Source organism: Bdellovibrio bacteriovorus (assembly GCF_001592745.1).
GTDB lineage: Bacteria > Bdellovibrionota > Bdellovibrionia > Bdellovibrionales > Bdellovibrionaceae > Bdellovibrio > Bdellovibrio bacteriovorus_B.
On the sequence record NZ_LUKD01000001.1, the window covers coordinates 1,176,300 to 1,191,764 of the forward strand.

Here is a 15,465-nt window from a genome sequence, read left to right on the forward strand (position 1 = left end):
AGAATCCTCAGAATAAAATCACTTTGAAAACATGCGAGGGGATCGAGACGATCTGATTTTTTTGGGCTCTTTTTTCCATTGGAACTTTTTAAGATCGATCTTATTTTTCTCTGTGAAAATCACGCCTTCCTTTATTAGCAGTGATTTTTGTTTCTTGAAGAACGAAGAGTCCTCTGGAAAAGATATTCTTCCTTGCGAGTTGATCACCCTTTGCCAAGGAAGTTTATAAGTCTTTGAAGAAGAGTGCAGAATCCAAGCGACTCCTCGCGAACCTTGGGGCTTCCCCGCAAGTTTCGCGATTTGTCCATACGTAGCGACGTTCCCCTTGGGAATCTGCTGAATAAACTTAATAACATTTTTCGAAAATTCATTCAGCTCTTCCAAGGTAACTTCCTATCCAACGGCGTTTTCTAAAAGAATCAGAATGATTCCGATAATAGAGCCGCCCGCGATCACACCCGCCGCCAAAGTTTCTTGATTCTCTACAAAAGCGCGATAGCCAAAGCTTGTTTGATCTTTGTAGCGCTTTTTTGCAATCCAGAACAATAAAGTTCCTAAAGCCATCGACCAAGCGTCAACGAAGCGAAGAACGAAACCAAGGCCCAAACCGACACCCGAAAGAGGGAAACGGCCTTTGGTTTTCTTGTTCAGAATTTCGATCACAATACCTGCTACTGCACCGACACCCGCCGCCAATTGCGCCGTAGGATGAAGATTGCTAAGTCCTTTTGTCAAAACCTCCGCAACACCTTTCCAAATCGAAGCTCCTGGAAGCGGCAACGCTTCCGAAGTGAAAAGTGAAACGTCTCCATGGAATAAAGAATAAAAAACCGGAACAGCAACCAGGCCGCCTGCGAAAATTCCCAGTACGTGTCCAACGGCTTGATGGCGAGGTTTACCACCTAACATGTAAGCAGGTTTAATATCCATCAACAGGTTGCTGGCGTTTAAGGATACTTCGGATGTGATTCCCGCCGTCATCAAGTTGGTCGTCACATTTCCCGGTGCCGCCACACCGTAAGTGATCTGAGTCAACTTACCTAAAGCTCCCCCTGGAGTGATACCAGTTAAACCTGTTGAGGTGACTGCGATCAAAGTAAAGATAAAGACAAGGGGGATGGCCAATAGACCCAACCAATAATGAATTCCAAACCACACGTGACCGAGATAGATCGTGATCGCGCCGACGACAGGAATACCAACGGCGAAAATCCACATTGGAAGTTCAATTTTTTCAAGTGGATCTGCCTTTTTATCTTTCTTTTTAGCAAACCCCTTACGGAAAGTTTCAACCAAGATTTGTGGTTTAGAAAAGAAAGAATAAAGCGATGAGGTCGTCATAATCGCAGCACCACCCCATAAAGCCCACATCGTGATCGCCTTGAACTTCGCCTCTGGAATCACTCCATTGCTGATCATAATAGGTGCAAGAACGAAATAGTTTAAGAATCCACCCAGCAGAATAGACATCGCTGTCTTCATGCTCATCAAACCACCCGTTCCCATCATCACGATGGACGTATCAAACTGGATAGTGAGGTCTTTAAGAGGGCTTCCCAAGATTTTAGGTGTCGCAAACTTATAAACGAAGTCGTCCCAATAATGAGGAAGGGCTAAGAAAGGCATTTTGATTGCCGTCAGCACAGCGTCCGCGCGCAAGATTTCAATCAAAGCGGAAATCCCTGCACCACTCATCAGGAGCTTCGCCTTAAACATCCCCTGTTTGCCATCCTCCGAATGCAAGCTGTCTAAGACGACGCCAGCGGCGTAACCTTCAGGGAACGGCAGTTGTTCTTCATTGATGAAACGTTTTTTAAGCGGAAATGCAAACAAGACACCCAAAATAGCCAAAACAACAATCCACCAGAATGTCTGCCACATAGGAATTACTTCCCCGGTGACCATCATGTAGGCCGGAATGGATGCCATCATCGGTGCTGTCATGTAGCCCGCGCTCGTAGCGATACTTTGCATGGCATTGTTTTCTAAAATCGACATGTGCGTGCCAAGCTTTAACTTGTCCATCAATTTGAAGAATGCAAAAGAAAGTATCACGGAAGAGATTCCGACGCCCAAAGTCCAACCGGTTTTAATTCCGATGTAAAGGTTTGTCAGGCTTAGGACACCACCCAAAATCATCCCAGTTAAAGCCGAACGAAGTGTTAGTTGCGGCATGTCGCCTTTATAAACATTCTTAAGCCACCACTCGTCTTTCTGTTCCAAGGTCATCGAATGGATTTGTTCTTCGTTGAGTTCTTTAATCATGAATAGCCTCCGCAAAAAGTAGAAGACCAGATTTTGCGCCAGGACACAATCATTATCAGAGGGAAAAAAAGATGACCACTGAAGCGAAACTCTGAAACAATCAGATGAAAGAAGGTACTGCGATGTCGGACGTCATTAATATTTCAGAGCTGAATAAAGTGTATTCTTCAGGTCATAGCGCCTTAAAAAATATCCAACTGCAGATCCGCCGTGGAGAGATCTTTGCGCTTCTTGGGCCTAATGGTGCCGGAAAGACGACGTTGATCAATATTATTTGCGGCATCGTCAACCGCAGTTCGGGATCGATAATTGTTGATGGACTGGATATACAAAAAGACTATCGAAAAGTTCGAGGCAAGATCGGCTTGGTCCCTCAAGAGTTGACCGGCGATATGTTCGAGAAAGTGTGGGATTCAGTTGAATTTAGTCGCGGTGTCTTCGGAAAACCGCGAAACGCAAACCACTTGGAAAAGGTCCTAAAAGATCTGTCCTTGTGGGACAAGAAGGATTCTAAAATCATGACTCTTTCAGGTGGAATGAAAAGAAGAGTGATGATTGCCAAAGCTCTTTCCCACGAACCTGATATTCTATTTTTGGATGAACCTACGGCGGGAGTGGACGTGGAGCTTCGCCACGATATGTGGGCCATGGTCCGCAAGCTTCGCGAAAGCGGAGTCACAATCATTCTGACGACCCATTACATTGAAGAAGCTGAAGAGATGGCGGATCGAATCGGCGTCATTAACAAGGGCGAACTGATTCTTGTCGAGAATAAACACACGCTGATGAAAAAACTGGGTAAAAAGCAACTGACGCTGCAACTGCAAAGTCCCCTGGCCGAAATTCCCTCCGAATTCAAAGGCACGCATTTGGAACTTTCAGAAGACAAGAGCCAACTTATTTACACGTTTGATACTCAGGCAGAGCAGACCGGAATCTCAGAGCTACTAAGAAAACTCGGCACCTATGGGATCGACTTTAAAGATCTAAAGTCTTCCGAGAGCTCCCTTGAAGAAATCTTCGTCAAACTTATTGGAGGCAAAAAATGAATATTTATGCGATCCGCGCTATTTACTGGCACGAACTTGCAAGGTTCTTTCGCACGCTTTTTCAGAGTATCGCTTCTCCGGTTCTTTCAACGTCGCTTTACTTCATTGTTTTCGGTGCCGCCATTGGTTCACGCATGAACGACATGAATGGAGTTAGCTACGGAGCATTCATCGTTCCCGGATTGATTATGCTTTCAATTCTGACTGAAAGTATTTCGAACGCCTCTTTTGGCATTTACCTTCCACGCTACACCGGTACGATTTACGAAGTGCTGTCCGCTCCCATTTCGGCATTTGAGATCGTCATTGGTTATGTTGGGGCCGCCGCCACTAAGTCCATTATTCTAGGTACAATCATTTTGATCACTTCAAGAATCTTCGTTGACTACACGATCGCACACCCTTTCGTCATGATCGCATTTCTTATCCTAACTTCGGTCACCTTCAGTCTTTTCGGATTTATTATCGGTCTATGGGCCGACGGCTTTGAAAAGCTTCAAGTGATACCACTTATGATTATTACACCACTGACTTTCCTGGGTGGAAGTTTCTATTCCATCGACATGCTTCCCCAGTTTTGGCAAAAGGTGTCTTTGTTCAATCCAGTGGTATATCTGATCAGTGGTTTTCGTTGGAGTTTTTTTGAGAAGGCCGACGTCAGCATCGGAGCAAGTCTGGGACTGACGTTTTTATTTTTCGCAATATGCATGGCGATTGTCTGGTGGATCTTTAAAACGGGCTACAAAATCAAAGCATAAAAAAAGAGGCAGATAAATCTGCCTCTTTTCGTTTACGCGCGTGGGTTGCGTTTAAAAAGTGGAGCATACAAATGCCAGTAAGCGCTTGCCGCCAAGATATGAAGTACGATCATCGCTAAAGGCATAATGAAGTTCTGAAATCCCGGTGTTAAAAAACCGTGGAATAAAGCAATTTGCAATGTGATTGGCGCAAGGATCACCAAAGCCACTGGCGAGGCAAATCCCAAAAGCAACAAAGCACCACAGATAGTTTCTGTTCCCTTAAGAACAGGCATGAAGTAGGCCGTCGACATCACCCCTTCAAAAAACTTCATAACACTTTCCGGTTGTGTTGCCGGTGCTGGAATGAAATTAAAAAATCCATTCAGACCAAAAACAAAATAGATCAAACCAAGGATAATCTGTGCTCCTAGAGCGATTTTATTTTTCATAACGTGCTAAACCCTTTCTGTGGTTATTTTTTTGTTCTTAAAGATTTAATATAGTTTAAAGCTTGAGCGGCGGCATTTTCGAACATATCGGGATCCCTCTTCATTTTTGTAAGAAGCATCCCGCCTTGCATGATAGAAATACAGAAATCCGCTAAAGGCTCTGGCTTTGCGGATGAAACAAGCTCACCCGCCGCCTTCTTTTCGGCAAAAAAACGTGTTAGCTGCCCGCGACTCCACTCTAAAAATAGTCGGACATCCTGACGAAGAAGCTCTTGTTCGTTAGAGATATCAGCTCCGATAGTTCCAATTGGACAGGAACATTCAAACTTCACGCTTTTTTGGAAATCGATGTAAGTCTGGAACCAGTTTTCCAGATCTTTCCAGGTTTGGATGTTGTATCCCGTTGGGGTTTGACCCGACCGAATCACTTCGTGCAAAAACTGTAAAACTGCATGAATAAGGCCATCTTTATTGCGAAAGTAATGAGAAAACTGACTTTTTCCGGTTTCAGACTGGGCCAAGATTTGATCAATACTAGTGGCATTCACACCCTGACGGTGGAACAACTCTAAAGCAGCATTAATCATACGCAAACGGGTGTCAGATTTGACGGCCATGCTAGACCTCTATCATTCTGTTCTATATAGTACAAGATTTACATGAATTTGTGGCAAGAATTAGGATGAAAATGCCCCAAAACGAGGCTTATTCTATTCCAGACTTGAAGTGTACCAATTAGTACAGTAGAACTAAAAATGAACTGGAGGCTGTTATGGAAACACATTCAGAACCTATTATAGTCACTCGCTTATTTGATGCTTCCCGCGACGATGTTTGGAAAAGCTGGACCGTCCCTGAACGAATCAAACAATGGTGGGGGCCCCACACGTTTACGGCTCCCACAGCCAAATGTGATGTCCGAGTCGGTGGCGTTTACCTCTTTGCCATGCAAGATCCCGAAAAAAAAGTTTATTGGGGCACAGGAACCTATAAAGAAGTAGTTCCTCATACCAAACTCGTCTTTACGGATTCTTTCGCGGATGAAAACGGGAACATTGTTTCTTCCGAGTACTATGGAATGCCCGGAATTCCTAAAGAGTTGTTAGTCACCGTGACACTGGAAGAAGAAAACGGAAAAACCAAAATGACGTTGAAGCATGAAGGATTTCCTGCAGGCGAAATGGCCGATCAGTGCAAAGAAGGTTGGGAACAGTCTTTTGATAAATTCGAAAAAACACTTAATAAAGAAGAAGGGCGCAAGCAATGGCTAGACAAATCTATGTAAACTTACCAGTGAAAGATTTAAAAAAATCGATGAACTTTTTCTCTCAGCTTGGTTTTGAATTCAATATGGAATTTACTAATGACCAAGGGGCTTGCTTGATCATTGGTGAAAATATTTATGCCATGCTTTTAGCTGAAGACTTCTTTAAAACGTTCACTAATAAACCTCTTGTCGACGCAAAGAAAAGTACGGAAGTCTTAGTTTGCTTTTCGACCGACACGCGCAAACAAGTGGATGAGTTTGTGGCTAAAGCAAAGCAAGCCGGAGGAACTGCTCCCCGCGCTTCGCAAGATCACGGATTTATGTATCAACATGGTTTCGAAGATCTTGATGGACATATTTGGGAAGTCGTATCCTACGAACAAGCGAAATAAGGAGAGAACGTGAAAGTAAAGAAGCATCCTGTAAATCCGGAACTGGATTTAGTTTTAGAACGAGTCGTCGATGTTCCAAGACATCTTGTTTGGAAGGCGTGGACAACGCCTGAACTCATGAAACAATGGTTTGCGCCCCGCCCTTGGACGACGCCCCAAATTCGCTTGGATCTTTATCCCGGCGGCGCTTTTAATACCACGATGAAATCCCCCGAAGGACAAGAGTATCCAAGTCAGGGCTGTGTCTTAGAGGTTATCGAAAATGAACGTTTGGCCTTTACTTCCGCATTGAGTGAAGGTTTTCGCCCGACGGGTGAATCCTTCATGACAGCGATCATCACACTTGAAGATCATCCCCAAGGAACGAAGTACACGGCTCACGCTGTTCACAAAAATAAAGAGGATAGAAAAACTCACGAGGACATGGGGTTTATGACGGGTTGGGGTATCTGTCTTGATCAACTAGTCGAACTGGTCAAAAAAGGAATTTAAATAAAGAAGCCGCTTGCAGAAGCGGCTTCTTACTTAGGGGATTTCTAAGATCTTTGCTCCTAACGATTCATCCATCTTACGGTTCAACTTTTTATCCATAAGTTCCACCCGGATCTCCAAAGATCCCGTGTCGACCGTAGCTTCAAGAATGTGACCTGCTACCGCCTGAAAATTTTCCCCCGCTCCGACTCCATGTGCATGCAGCGAGGGCTTTCCCTCTTCCCAGGCGATACTTCCTTTCAAACTTGCCAGTTCGATTTTTTTAAACTCTTTAGGAACATACTCTTTCGTTTTAAAATCAAAGAATCCAAATTTTACGTTGGCAAAACCGATACCACTGAATGTGGCACTTTTAATATTTTCTTTCTTCGCTAATTCTTCTAGATGCTTAAATACTTGATCACCCTCTCGCAACACCATCAGGTAACCGCCACTGACCTTGATATATCGTTTCGTTGTATCCGCCTGAGCGATTTCAAACATAAACACCACCATCATTCCAAATAAGAAAAGCTTCATTGAACTTCCGCTGATTCAGCAGATCGCTCTTGGAGCGGCGGCAAACAAAGAGCCAAGTGTTGCGTAGAAAGAAAGAAAATTGAAAGACTGCAAAAAAGACGCACAGCCGCCTCCTTATGACAACTGCGCTAAAGAATAGTGTCAGTCAGAGGCGGCATCTAGAAACATGATTTTATTTTGTCGGAAAACAGCTTATTTCGTAGGAATCAGTATTTCGGTCACAAGCTGCTCTTCGGGGGTCGTTTTGGGATCATTCACATAATTTTCAATGAAGAAGTCATCGCGCATAGGGGCCGCCGACTTTTCAAAAGAGCTAAAGATCATCCCGCAAGCCTCAGGCAAATTGGCATACGATCCCGTCATCGTGTAACGAGAGTATTTACCGCCCTCAAATCGCATGTACTTAAAACCATCCGGCAGTTTTTCTGGCTTCTCTTGCACGGCGACTCCCGCACAGTAAAGCATTTGAGGCTGCACCTTATAAAGACTCATAAACCCCTTAAGCTTCATATCATTAGCAATTCCAGCCAAGCCGGCGTGCAATTCTTGCCACGCTTTGGGTGCTGTCTCTTGAAAAGGTCCGATTTTTTCGATGTAAACATAGTGCGTTGCAGGCCACTGAATGATTTCTGCTTTGTCTGTCACTTTCATAATTCCTCTTTTTAGTTTTTTGCTTCAACGAGTGTTTTCAAATTTTGAATACCTTGAACAAATTGATCGCCGACCATTTTTTCAACATCGATAAAAACATGGACGAGCTTTCCCATAAACCCGCCGTCACCTTCCATAGACCAGGTGAACCGAGTGGCATCCCCTTCAGACGTTAACGTGTAAGTGACTAGATTTTCCGCGTGCATAGGTTTTATCATCGTTAATTTAAGTTCCACCGTTTCCTGAGGAGTTAGTTTCACAATTTCAATTTTTCCGGAACCGGATTGATCATTTCCCTCAAAACTCATGGTTGCTCCGACGCCCGCCTCAGGCCCCGAAAAGGACTTTTTCATCGTAGGATCTGCTTTTTCATAAGGAGACCACTCGCCCCCCAACTTCAAATCACTGATATAGGGATAAATTTTATCCTTGGGAGCCTTAATCAAATCACTACGAACGTATTTGAATTTCCCCTCTCGTGTAGAAACATAGCCAAGAAATGCCACCAAAAGAACCAGAACCGCTAAACCTGCGACTTTCAACATATAGAACCTCATAAGTTAAATGTGAATTCAGCTTAACATACTAAATAGTATGTTGTAAATAGTATCGAACTTTGTTAGACTTTTCTTTATGAAAAAGAAGACCGCGGCCCCAAAAAAGACACGAAATCTTGAGAAATCTCGAAAAGAGATCCTGGAGGCCGCTTTTCCATTGGTTTTCGCCCGCGGGTTTCAGGGTGTCAGCATCGATGACATTGTTAACCAGACCTCACTAACCAAAGGTGCTTTTTATCATCAGTTTCCCACGAAGTTAGAACTGGGTTACGCACTGGTTGATGAGGTTATTAAGCCTATGATCATCGACAGATGGATTAAACCACTAGAAGGATTTGAAAATCCTCTAGAGGGAATTCTAAAACAAATGAAGACATTGATCGGCAAAGCTTCTCCTGAAGAACTGCGACTGGGCTGCCCTTTGAACAATTTGGTCCAAGAAATGGCGCCGATCGACACCGGCTTTCGAGACCGCTTAGAGGCTTCGCTCACTCTGTGGATTGACGAGATGGAAGTTCATATCAAAAGAGCTAAGAAGGAAGGCTATCTGAAAAATGACGTCAACACTCGTCACGTCGCTCATTTCGTGGTGATGACTCATGAAGGCTTTTACGGAATGCTCAAAGGCCTTCATGATCCGAAAGCCTTTGACGCCTTATTTGATTCCTTAAAAAGATACTTTCAAACTATTTCTAATTAAGCAGGGCCGCGCGATTTTCACTTAGAAACTGTCTTAAAAGAACAGGCTCTTTGTGCGCAAAATCTTTCACTGCTGTCGTCACGGATTGAAGACTTCCCTTTCTTGCGGAAGCATCAAAGGTCATAAAAACTTGCGCCCAAGCTTCTGGAAGTCCGGATTTGATAAGAGCTCCTGCAAATTCTGAATCTGAAAGATCTTGATAACGAATCGTTTTACCTAAGACCTCGCTCAAAAGTTTCACAAGATCCTCATAACTAACAGCTTCGGAACCTGTGATATCGATGATTTTATTTTCATAGATCTCTTCCGCCAATGCCCCCGCTGCGGCTTCGGCACAATCTGCACGACTGACGTAAGCGATTTTACCGGCGCCGGCAGAGCCGTATAAAGTACCCATCGCCACCGCACTTTTTAAAGACATTAGCAGGTTATCCATATACAGATTGTTGCGAAGGAACGTGTAGGTCAGTCCACTTTCTTTAATCGCTACTTCTGTCGCGTAATGATCTGGAGCTACCACGGAAGGACTGATTTCTGCCTGAGGAAGAGATGTATAAAGAATATGCTTCACACCGGCTTTCTTGGCTGCATTGACTGCATTTTTGTGAGCCTTGATGCGATCTCCAATACGATCTGTACTAATCAATAATAAGCGGGACCCGCCTTTAAAAGCCGACTCTAGCGAGTTCACATCATCAAAGTCTGCAAAACGCACATCCACCCCTTGTTGGACCAGATCCTTCAATTTATCAGGTGTTCGTGTAGTGACGATGATGCGATTTCCTGGCACCCGCTTTAAAAGAGCTTTTAAAGTTAATTGACCTAAATTTCCGGAAGCGCCTGTAAGAATAAGTTTTCCTGAGTTCATATTTATCTCCTTTTGACACCTTAAGTATGAACTATCTTCGCGGGCGCGATTAGACAGTAAAATCTGGAAATATTATGCGGATATCCGTATAATGAGGGAATGAACTTAGATGGAATAGACGTTTTTGTAAAAGTAGTTCAAGCAGGAAGCTTCACCGCAGCGGCGAAGTTATTAAATATGCCGACAACGACTGTCAGTGGAAAAGTAGCCCACTTAGAGCGGCGACTGGGAGTCACTTTACTTCAGCGCACCACCCGCAAACTCAATCTGACTCAGGCCGGTAGCAAGTTTTTCTCTAGATGCGTAAAAGCTTTGGAGGAAGTAGAAGCGGGCGAAAGTGAACTCACTGCGATTAAGGCGGAACCTCAAGGACTTTTAAAAATCACCACGGTCGCGGATCTTGGGCACTCATTGATGCCGGATCTTATTCGCGGTTATTTGAAAAAATATCCCCAAATGCAGGTGGAGCTTATTCTTACAACTCGCGTAGTGGATCTTATCGGCGAGGGAATAGACCTCGCAATCCGTACCGGCAGTTTGGAGGACTCTACTCTGATAGCGAAGAAGTTTTATAATGATGAATTGGGACTGTGGGCCTCTCCGGCTTATTTAAAAAAGAACGGCATACCAAAAGCCGTGAAAGATCTTAAGAAACACCAATTCATTAAGTTTTCTTCTAGCCCCCGGCTGTTCAAAGCTATGAGCGACAAAGACTCTGAAAAGCTCGTTATGCCCAGCCGAATTTTCGTCGACGACATGGAAACAATGAAGGCTTTTGTGTTGGGTGGAGATGGCATTGGTACTCTTCCAGGCACATTGGCGGATAAGGAAGAAAAGGCGGGTAAAATCGTGCGCGTCCTACCGGGATGGAGATGGGGTGCCGCGAACTTTTACTTCGTCTATCCTCCTCAACGCTTTGTTTCTTTAAAGGTCCAAACTTTCATTGAACACGCTTTGCAAACCCGTGCAGAGCGCAAAGATCTATGATAGGTTGCAAGAATGGAAAATCAAACTCACTGTCCTCAATGCAATTCTGAAAATATTTATGCCGATGGAAATCTTTGGATTTGTCCAGAGTGCGGTCACGAATGGAGTTCGTTTGCCGCCGCTGAAGGCACGGCGGAAAAAGTCGAAGACACAAGTATTCGCGATGCTAATGGCAACGTCCTTAACGATGGGGACTCCATCACTGTTATCAAGGATCTGAAAGTGAAGGGCTCTTCATTGGTTGTAAAAGTGGGTTCAAAGGCTAAAAATATCCGCCTCGTTGACAGTGCTGATGGACATAATATCGCTTGTAAGATTGATGGTATCGGCGCGATCAATTTGAAGTCCGAATTTGTAAAGAAGGCCTAAAAACCATTCTTTGATTCTTCACCAAATCTGCTTATTTATTTTCTCGGCCCGCCGTTGTCTATGATGATATCGGGCCATGAATCAGTCATCACAATACACGTCACAAGTCCCGGGTTCCTCTCGCATTCTTCAAGAAATTGAAAAGAACGCCGTACCTCTGAAGGATAATCGGGATTTAGAAAAACTCATTAAAAATATCGCCGATAAAAAGATCGTTATGCTGGGAGAATCCAGCCACGGCACAGAAGAATTCTACAAATGGCGGCGCCTTCTTTCTCAAGAGCTTATTCAACACCACGGATTCAGCTTTATCGCAGTCGAGGGGGATTGGCCTCCCAGCGCGGAGCTCAATCGCTTTGTCCAAGGCGGCACTCGCACGAAAGCCCCCGAAGATGCTTTGAAGAGTTTCCAAAGATGGCCGACCTGGATGTGGGCAAATACCGAGATCGTACGATTGGCTCACTGGCTTAAGGATTATAATAAGAAAGAAAAACAGAAAGTGGGATTCTTCGGACTGGATGTGTATTCACTATTTGAATCCATTGATGAAATTATTAAACAGCTCAACAGCATTGATCCTGATTTGGCTCACCATATCCAAACTCAGTACGCATGTTTCGATCCGTATCAAAGAGATGAAAGAACTTACGCCAGATCGCTGATTCAATTTCCGGAGGGCTGCGAGAAACAAGTCTTAAAAGCCTTAACCGATCTTCTTAATGTGCGACTGGATAAGATGACCCGTCATTCTGAAAAGTATTTCGACGCTCGTCAAAATGCGCGCATCGTGAAAAATGCCGAAAAATATTATCGTGCCATGATTCAAGGGGAAGAAGACTCCTGGAATGTCCGGGATCGTCACATGATTGAAACACTAGATATTCTTCTAAACCGTCATGGAGAAAACTCAAAAGCCATCGTTTGGGCGCATAACACTCACATCGGTGATTACCGCGCCACACCCATGCTGCAGGAAGGACAAGTGAATATCGGTGGACTGGCCCGCGAACAATGGGGTGCTGAAGAGGTCGCGCTTGTTGGATTCGGAACATATCAAGGCGAAGTCATCGCCTCTCATGCCTGGGATGGACCGATTGAAGTCATGAAAGTGCCGCCCGGAAGGGAACAGAGCTACGAAGCCTACTTTCATGAGGCCTCAAAACACCTTCGCGAAGATTCATTTTACATTTGCTTGAATAACAGTGAAATTTTATCTGAAACTTACGGTCACCGAGCGATTGGTGTCGTCTATGATCCCGAACATGAACGCTTCGGGAACTACGTGCCTTCTTCTTTGTCAAAGCGTTATGATGCCTTTGTTTTTATAGATAAAACGACGGCTCTCACCCCTCTTAAACAAGATTTTAAAAGGGACGAGATTCCAGAGACGTGGCCCCGTGGAACTTAAGCTTCTGCTAAAATCTGAGAGGGCGAACTTGATTTTTGCAAGACCGCAGAGCGACCGCGAACATCCATTTCAAGTTGAGTTATAATTTCATTTAATAGATGAACCTGTGCAAAGACCTCGTCAGAAGCATCAGACACTTCTTTCATGCTGTCTTTATTTTCGTTGGTGGCTTTTTCGAAAGCACTAATAAGCTTTGAAATATGGATCAAGCCGACAGCTTGTTCTTTTGTAGCTCCCGCAATTTCTGTATTTAGGGCGGTCACTTTTTGCACAGAAGAAACAATGTCGTGAAGAAGTTTTGCCGCCTGATCAGCCCGCGCCTGACTTGAATCGACTAAAGAGACATTCTCTTTAAGCAAAGAATTGATCTCTTTAGCCGAAGTCGCACTCTTCTGCGCCAAGGAACGAACGGCATCTGCGACAACAGCAAAACCTTTTCCTTGTTCACCGGCTCGGGCGGCTTCGACTGAAGCGTTCAAAGCTAAAAGATTTGTTTGAAATGCGATATCATCAATGACCGTGATTGTTTCAACGATCTTTTTAGAACTCATAGCGATATCTTTCATCGAATTAAGCACTGCCATAATCTCGGCCTGACCGTTAACGGCGGATGCGTTCGCGTTTGTGGCGACGGCCGCCGCTTGTTGCGAACTTTCTGTGCTGACCTTGAGCATGCCATTAATTTCTTCGATGGACGCGGCGGTCTCTTCAATTGTGGCGGCTTGTTCGGTCACCTTTTGATGAACGCTCTGAGAAGCATTCTGCAATACGGCGCTGACTTCTTGAGATGTGTCGGCGGACTGTTTTAATCGTGTGATCGATTTCAAAATCGAGGTCAGGCTTTGGCCAATTGTGTTTCCAATATAAATGGAAATCAGAATCGTCACTAATAGCGCAAGGCCTGAATAAATCAAAGACTTTGCTCGCCCGTCTTGCAATGTCTGGATTCTGACTTTCAAAAGTACTTCCAGTTCGGCATTTGCAACGGTCCATGAGGCGAAGCTTTGATCAATGGCCTTCATCCCACTTTGAAATAGAGCGGTTCTTTCAACGCTTTCGCCTCGCGAGAGCGCTCTTAATTTTTCAATCACGTCCTTAACACTGTTTGACAGTATAGAGACTTCAGCCGGTATTCTTTCTTGTAAAGACGAAGAAGTTCCATAAAAGTTCGGGTCTTCATTGATTGCCGTTTGGCTGTCGGCAATGATGCGGTTTAGATCCGATTCCTCTAGCTGTGTGGCGTAGAGAGCCGCTTGAATACGACGATCAACATCGCTTCCGTTGACATAAAGGGCATCTAAGTTTCCGGTGATACTAGCAAGACGATCCTGCATTTGCGGTAGTGCCAATAAAGAAATATCCATCATGTAGTAACTGTCTAAATCGGGATCCAGGATTAAGTTGGAAGTGTCACCCAAATGTGTGATCGCTGTTTTCACAGAAGAAATAGCCTCACTCCATTTTTTCTCTTTAATCAAAGATGAAAGCTCTTGAAAGCTCGCGATTTCACGTTTTCTTTTTGCAAGCTCTGCATCTGAAAACTGTAAGAGCTCTTCGCGAAGATGATATTGCGCTTCTAACCTTTGCAATGAATCCTCCGGAGACTTGTCCGTAGTTCCCAGCTGCAGATGAACGAGCTCTTGCCACAAAGCCTCGTAAGACTTCTGCAATTCGTTCCCCTCATATTCTTTCAAAGAAAAGTCGACGTTGACACTTTCAGATCTGTACATCAAGACCGTCAACACAACTATGGGAAGTGTGAAGATAAAAATATTAATTATTAAGCGCCACTTTAAAGGGATCTTTTCCACAAAAACGTACCTATCTATTCTATGAGAACCGTCTCATGTTTTTATTGTGGAAATAAACAAAGGAGGCCGTCAACGAAGGAACAGACGCAAGGGCTTTGGGCCAGTGTTTTGGCCCGTACAGGGGGCGCTGATCCATAGAATTCTTGAATCAGCGCCATCAAAACGCCTAAAGAGCGGCTTCGATAGCCTGAATAATAATGGGATCTTCTGGAGTGATATCCGGAGAGAAGCGAGCAATCACTTCTCCATCACGGCCAATAAGGAATTTTTCGAAATTCCAAAGGATATCTTCTTTCTTTTCGCGGACGATGCCGTACTCTTTAAGCTGCTGTTCAAAGTTCACGCCTTCTTTCAAAGTAGCCACAGGCTTCTTTTCAATCAGAAAGCGATAAAGAGGATGTTGACCATCACCTTTCACCACGATTTTTTCAAACATGGGAAATTTAATACCAAATTTGCTTAGGGAGAAGTTTTGAATTTCGGCGTTACTACCGGGCTCTTGCGCGCCAAACTCATTTGCGGGGAATCCTAAAACTGCGAATCCCTTCTCTTGATACTTTTCATAAATCTTTTCCAAACCTTCATACTGCGGCGTCAGGCCGCACTCAGAGGCCACGTTCACCACCAACGCCACTTTTCCTTTGAAGTTTTCCAAAGGTGTGTTTTCACCACGGATGTTTTTCATCGTAAACGTATAAAAACTGGTACTCATAGCGAACTCCCTCGTAACTGAAAGTACTTCAAATTCTTGTCGACCTTCGACAGGATTTATTACGGCGATCAGACTCTCACTCCGATCATAAAGGTGCAAATAAGAATTTATTTTTAAACGCAGCATCCACCCAGGGTGCATTCCGCCCAGTTAATTTTTTTTGTTTGCAGCATTTTGAAATTCCTCCCGAACTATTCGCCAACCACCGCCACAACACGAACAGTGGCAA

General features: G+C 44.3%; 19 protein-coding genes. 9 read left to right on the forward strand and 10 right to left on the reverse strand.

The annotated features are described in order from the left end of the window. Nucleotides 1-18 precede the first annotated feature (18 nt). Nucleotides 19-384, reverse strand: coding sequence for an MGMT family protein (locus tag AZI87_RS05575; protein ID WP_253696499.1), 366 nt, complete (start codon nucleotides 382-384; stop codon nucleotides 19-21). A gap of 9 nt (nucleotides 385-393) precedes the next feature. Then, complete coding sequence (locus tag AZI87_RS05580) at nucleotides 394-2,265, reverse strand: OPT family oligopeptide transporter (RefSeq protein ID WP_081112140.1); 1,872 nt, start codon at nucleotides 2,263-2,265, stop codon at nucleotides 394-396. Between the two features lie 122 nt (nucleotides 2,266-2,387). Between AZI87_RS05580 and AZI87_RS05585 the strand changes: the two genes are divergently transcribed. Together AZI87_RS05585 and AZI87_RS05590 are read left to right on the forward strand one after the other, a co-directional pair. Beyond that, nucleotides 2,388-3,314, forward strand: a complete 927-nt coding sequence (locus tag AZI87_RS05585) for an ABC transporter ATP-binding protein (protein ID WP_063205397.1) — start codon at nucleotides 2,388-2,390, stop codon at nucleotides 3,312-3,314. Beyond that, a complete protein-coding gene (locus tag AZI87_RS05590) occupies nucleotides 3,311-4,072 on the forward strand; it encodes an ABC transporter permease (protein ID WP_063205398.1) in 762 nt (253 codons plus the stop codon). Before AZI87_RS05585 ends, AZI87_RS05590 begins: the two co-directional genes overlap by 4 nt. Before the next feature lie 32 nt (nucleotides 4,073-4,104). Here AZI87_RS05590 and AZI87_RS05595 read toward each other — a convergent pair whose 3' ends face one another. Further along, a complete protein-coding gene (locus tag AZI87_RS05595) occupies nucleotides 4,105-4,503 on the reverse strand; it encodes a DoxX family membrane protein (RefSeq protein WP_063205399.1) in 399 nt (132 codons plus the stop codon). A 23-nt stretch (nucleotides 4,504-4,526) separates the two neighbouring features. Next, on the reverse strand, nucleotides 4,527-5,120 hold the full coding sequence (locus tag AZI87_RS05600; protein ID WP_063205400.1) for a TetR/AcrR family transcriptional regulator: 594 nt from the start codon (nucleotides 5,118-5,120) through the stop codon (nucleotides 4,527-4,529). A gap of 155 nt (nucleotides 5,121-5,275) precedes the next feature. Here AZI87_RS05600 and AZI87_RS05605 point away from each other — a divergent pair, with 155 nt between their 5' ends. From AZI87_RS05605 to AZI87_RS05615, 3 genes are read left to right on the forward strand one after another with little or no spacing between them, the layout of a single operon-like run. Beyond that, nucleotides 5,276-5,788 (forward strand): SRPBCC family protein, encoded by a 513-nt coding sequence (locus AZI87_RS05605; RefSeq protein WP_063205401.1) that lies wholly within the window; start codon nucleotides 5,276-5,278, stop codon nucleotides 5,786-5,788. Continuing rightward, nucleotides 5,767-6,162 (forward strand): VOC family protein, encoded by a 396-nt coding sequence (locus tag AZI87_RS05610; RefSeq protein ID WP_063206590.1) that lies wholly within the window; start codon nucleotides 5,767-5,769, stop codon nucleotides 6,160-6,162. The genes AZI87_RS05605 and AZI87_RS05610 overlap by 22 nt, the downstream gene beginning before the upstream one ends. 9 nt (nucleotides 6,163-6,171) lie before the next feature. Beyond that, nucleotides 6,172-6,654 (forward strand): SRPBCC family protein, encoded by a 483-nt coding sequence (locus AZI87_RS05615; RefSeq protein ID WP_063205402.1) that lies wholly within the window; start codon nucleotides 6,172-6,174, stop codon nucleotides 6,652-6,654. A 33-nt stretch (nucleotides 6,655-6,687) separates the two neighbouring features. On the opposite strand, the gene AZI87_RS05620 is transcribed toward AZI87_RS05615, so the two are convergent. The 3 genes from AZI87_RS05620 to AZI87_RS05630 all read right to left on the reverse strand — a co-directional run bounded on the left by AZI87_RS05620 (nucleotide 6,688) and on the right by AZI87_RS05630 (nucleotide 8,369). Then, the gene (locus tag AZI87_RS05620; RefSeq protein ID WP_216635248.1) at nucleotides 6,688-7,173 is read right to left on the reverse strand and encodes a PPC domain-containing DNA-binding protein; all 486 of its coding nucleotides are present in this window, start codon (nucleotides 7,171-7,173) and stop codon (nucleotides 6,688-6,690) included. Between the two features lie 192 nt (nucleotides 7,174-7,365). Further along, entirely contained in the window at nucleotides 7,366-7,824 is a 459-nt protein-coding gene (locus AZI87_RS05625) for a GyrI-like domain-containing protein (RefSeq protein WP_063205403.1), read from the reverse strand. A gap of 11 nt (nucleotides 7,825-7,835) precedes the next feature. Next, nucleotides 7,836-8,369, reverse strand: a complete 534-nt coding sequence (locus AZI87_RS05630; protein WP_063205404.1) for an SRPBCC family protein — start codon at nucleotides 8,367-8,369, stop codon at nucleotides 7,836-7,838. An 88-nt stretch (nucleotides 8,370-8,457) separates the two neighbouring features. Between AZI87_RS05630 and AZI87_RS05635 the strand changes: the two genes are divergently transcribed. Next, on the forward strand, nucleotides 8,458-9,081 hold the full coding sequence (locus AZI87_RS05635; RefSeq protein ID WP_063205405.1) for a TetR/AcrR family transcriptional regulator: 624 nt from the start codon (nucleotides 8,458-8,460) through the stop codon (nucleotides 9,079-9,081). Here the strand turns inward: AZI87_RS05635 and AZI87_RS05640 are convergent. Continuing rightward, nucleotides 9,074-9,949, reverse strand: a complete 876-nt coding sequence (locus AZI87_RS05640) for an SDR family oxidoreductase (RefSeq protein WP_063205406.1) — start codon at nucleotides 9,947-9,949, stop codon at nucleotides 9,074-9,076. The genes AZI87_RS05635 and AZI87_RS05640 overlap by 8 nt on opposite strands. A 99-nt stretch (nucleotides 9,950-10,048) precedes the next feature. Here AZI87_RS05640 and AZI87_RS05645 point away from each other — a divergent pair, with 99 nt between their 5' ends. From AZI87_RS05645 to AZI87_RS05655, 3 genes are all read left to right on the forward strand, one after another. After that, nucleotides 10,049-10,936, forward strand: coding sequence for a LysR family transcriptional regulator (locus tag AZI87_RS05645; protein ID WP_063205407.1), 888 nt, complete (start codon nucleotides 10,049-10,051; stop codon nucleotides 10,934-10,936). A 12-nt stretch (nucleotides 10,937-10,948) separates the two neighbouring features. Continuing rightward, nucleotides 10,949-11,305, forward strand: a complete 357-nt coding sequence (locus tag AZI87_RS05650) for a zinc ribbon domain-containing protein YjdM (RefSeq protein WP_063205408.1) — start codon at nucleotides 10,949-10,951, stop codon at nucleotides 11,303-11,305. A gap of 76 nt (nucleotides 11,306-11,381) precedes the next feature. Then, on the forward strand, nucleotides 11,382-12,713 hold the full coding sequence (locus tag AZI87_RS05655) for an erythromycin esterase family protein (RefSeq protein ID WP_063205409.1): 1,332 nt from the start codon (nucleotides 11,382-11,384) through the stop codon (nucleotides 12,711-12,713). On the opposite strand, the gene AZI87_RS05660 is transcribed toward AZI87_RS05655, so the two are convergent. After that, nucleotides 12,710-14,443, reverse strand: coding sequence for a methyl-accepting chemotaxis protein (locus AZI87_RS05660; protein WP_155722497.1), 1,734 nt, complete (start codon nucleotides 14,441-14,443; stop codon nucleotides 12,710-12,712). The genes AZI87_RS05655 and AZI87_RS05660 overlap by 4 nt on opposite strands. A 247-nt stretch (nucleotides 14,444-14,690) precedes the next feature. Beyond that, on the reverse strand, nucleotides 14,691-15,236 hold the full coding sequence (locus AZI87_RS05665; protein ID WP_063205411.1) for a glutathione peroxidase: 546 nt from the start codon (nucleotides 15,234-15,236) through the stop codon (nucleotides 14,691-14,693). Nucleotides 15,237-15,465 lie beyond the last annotated feature (229 nt).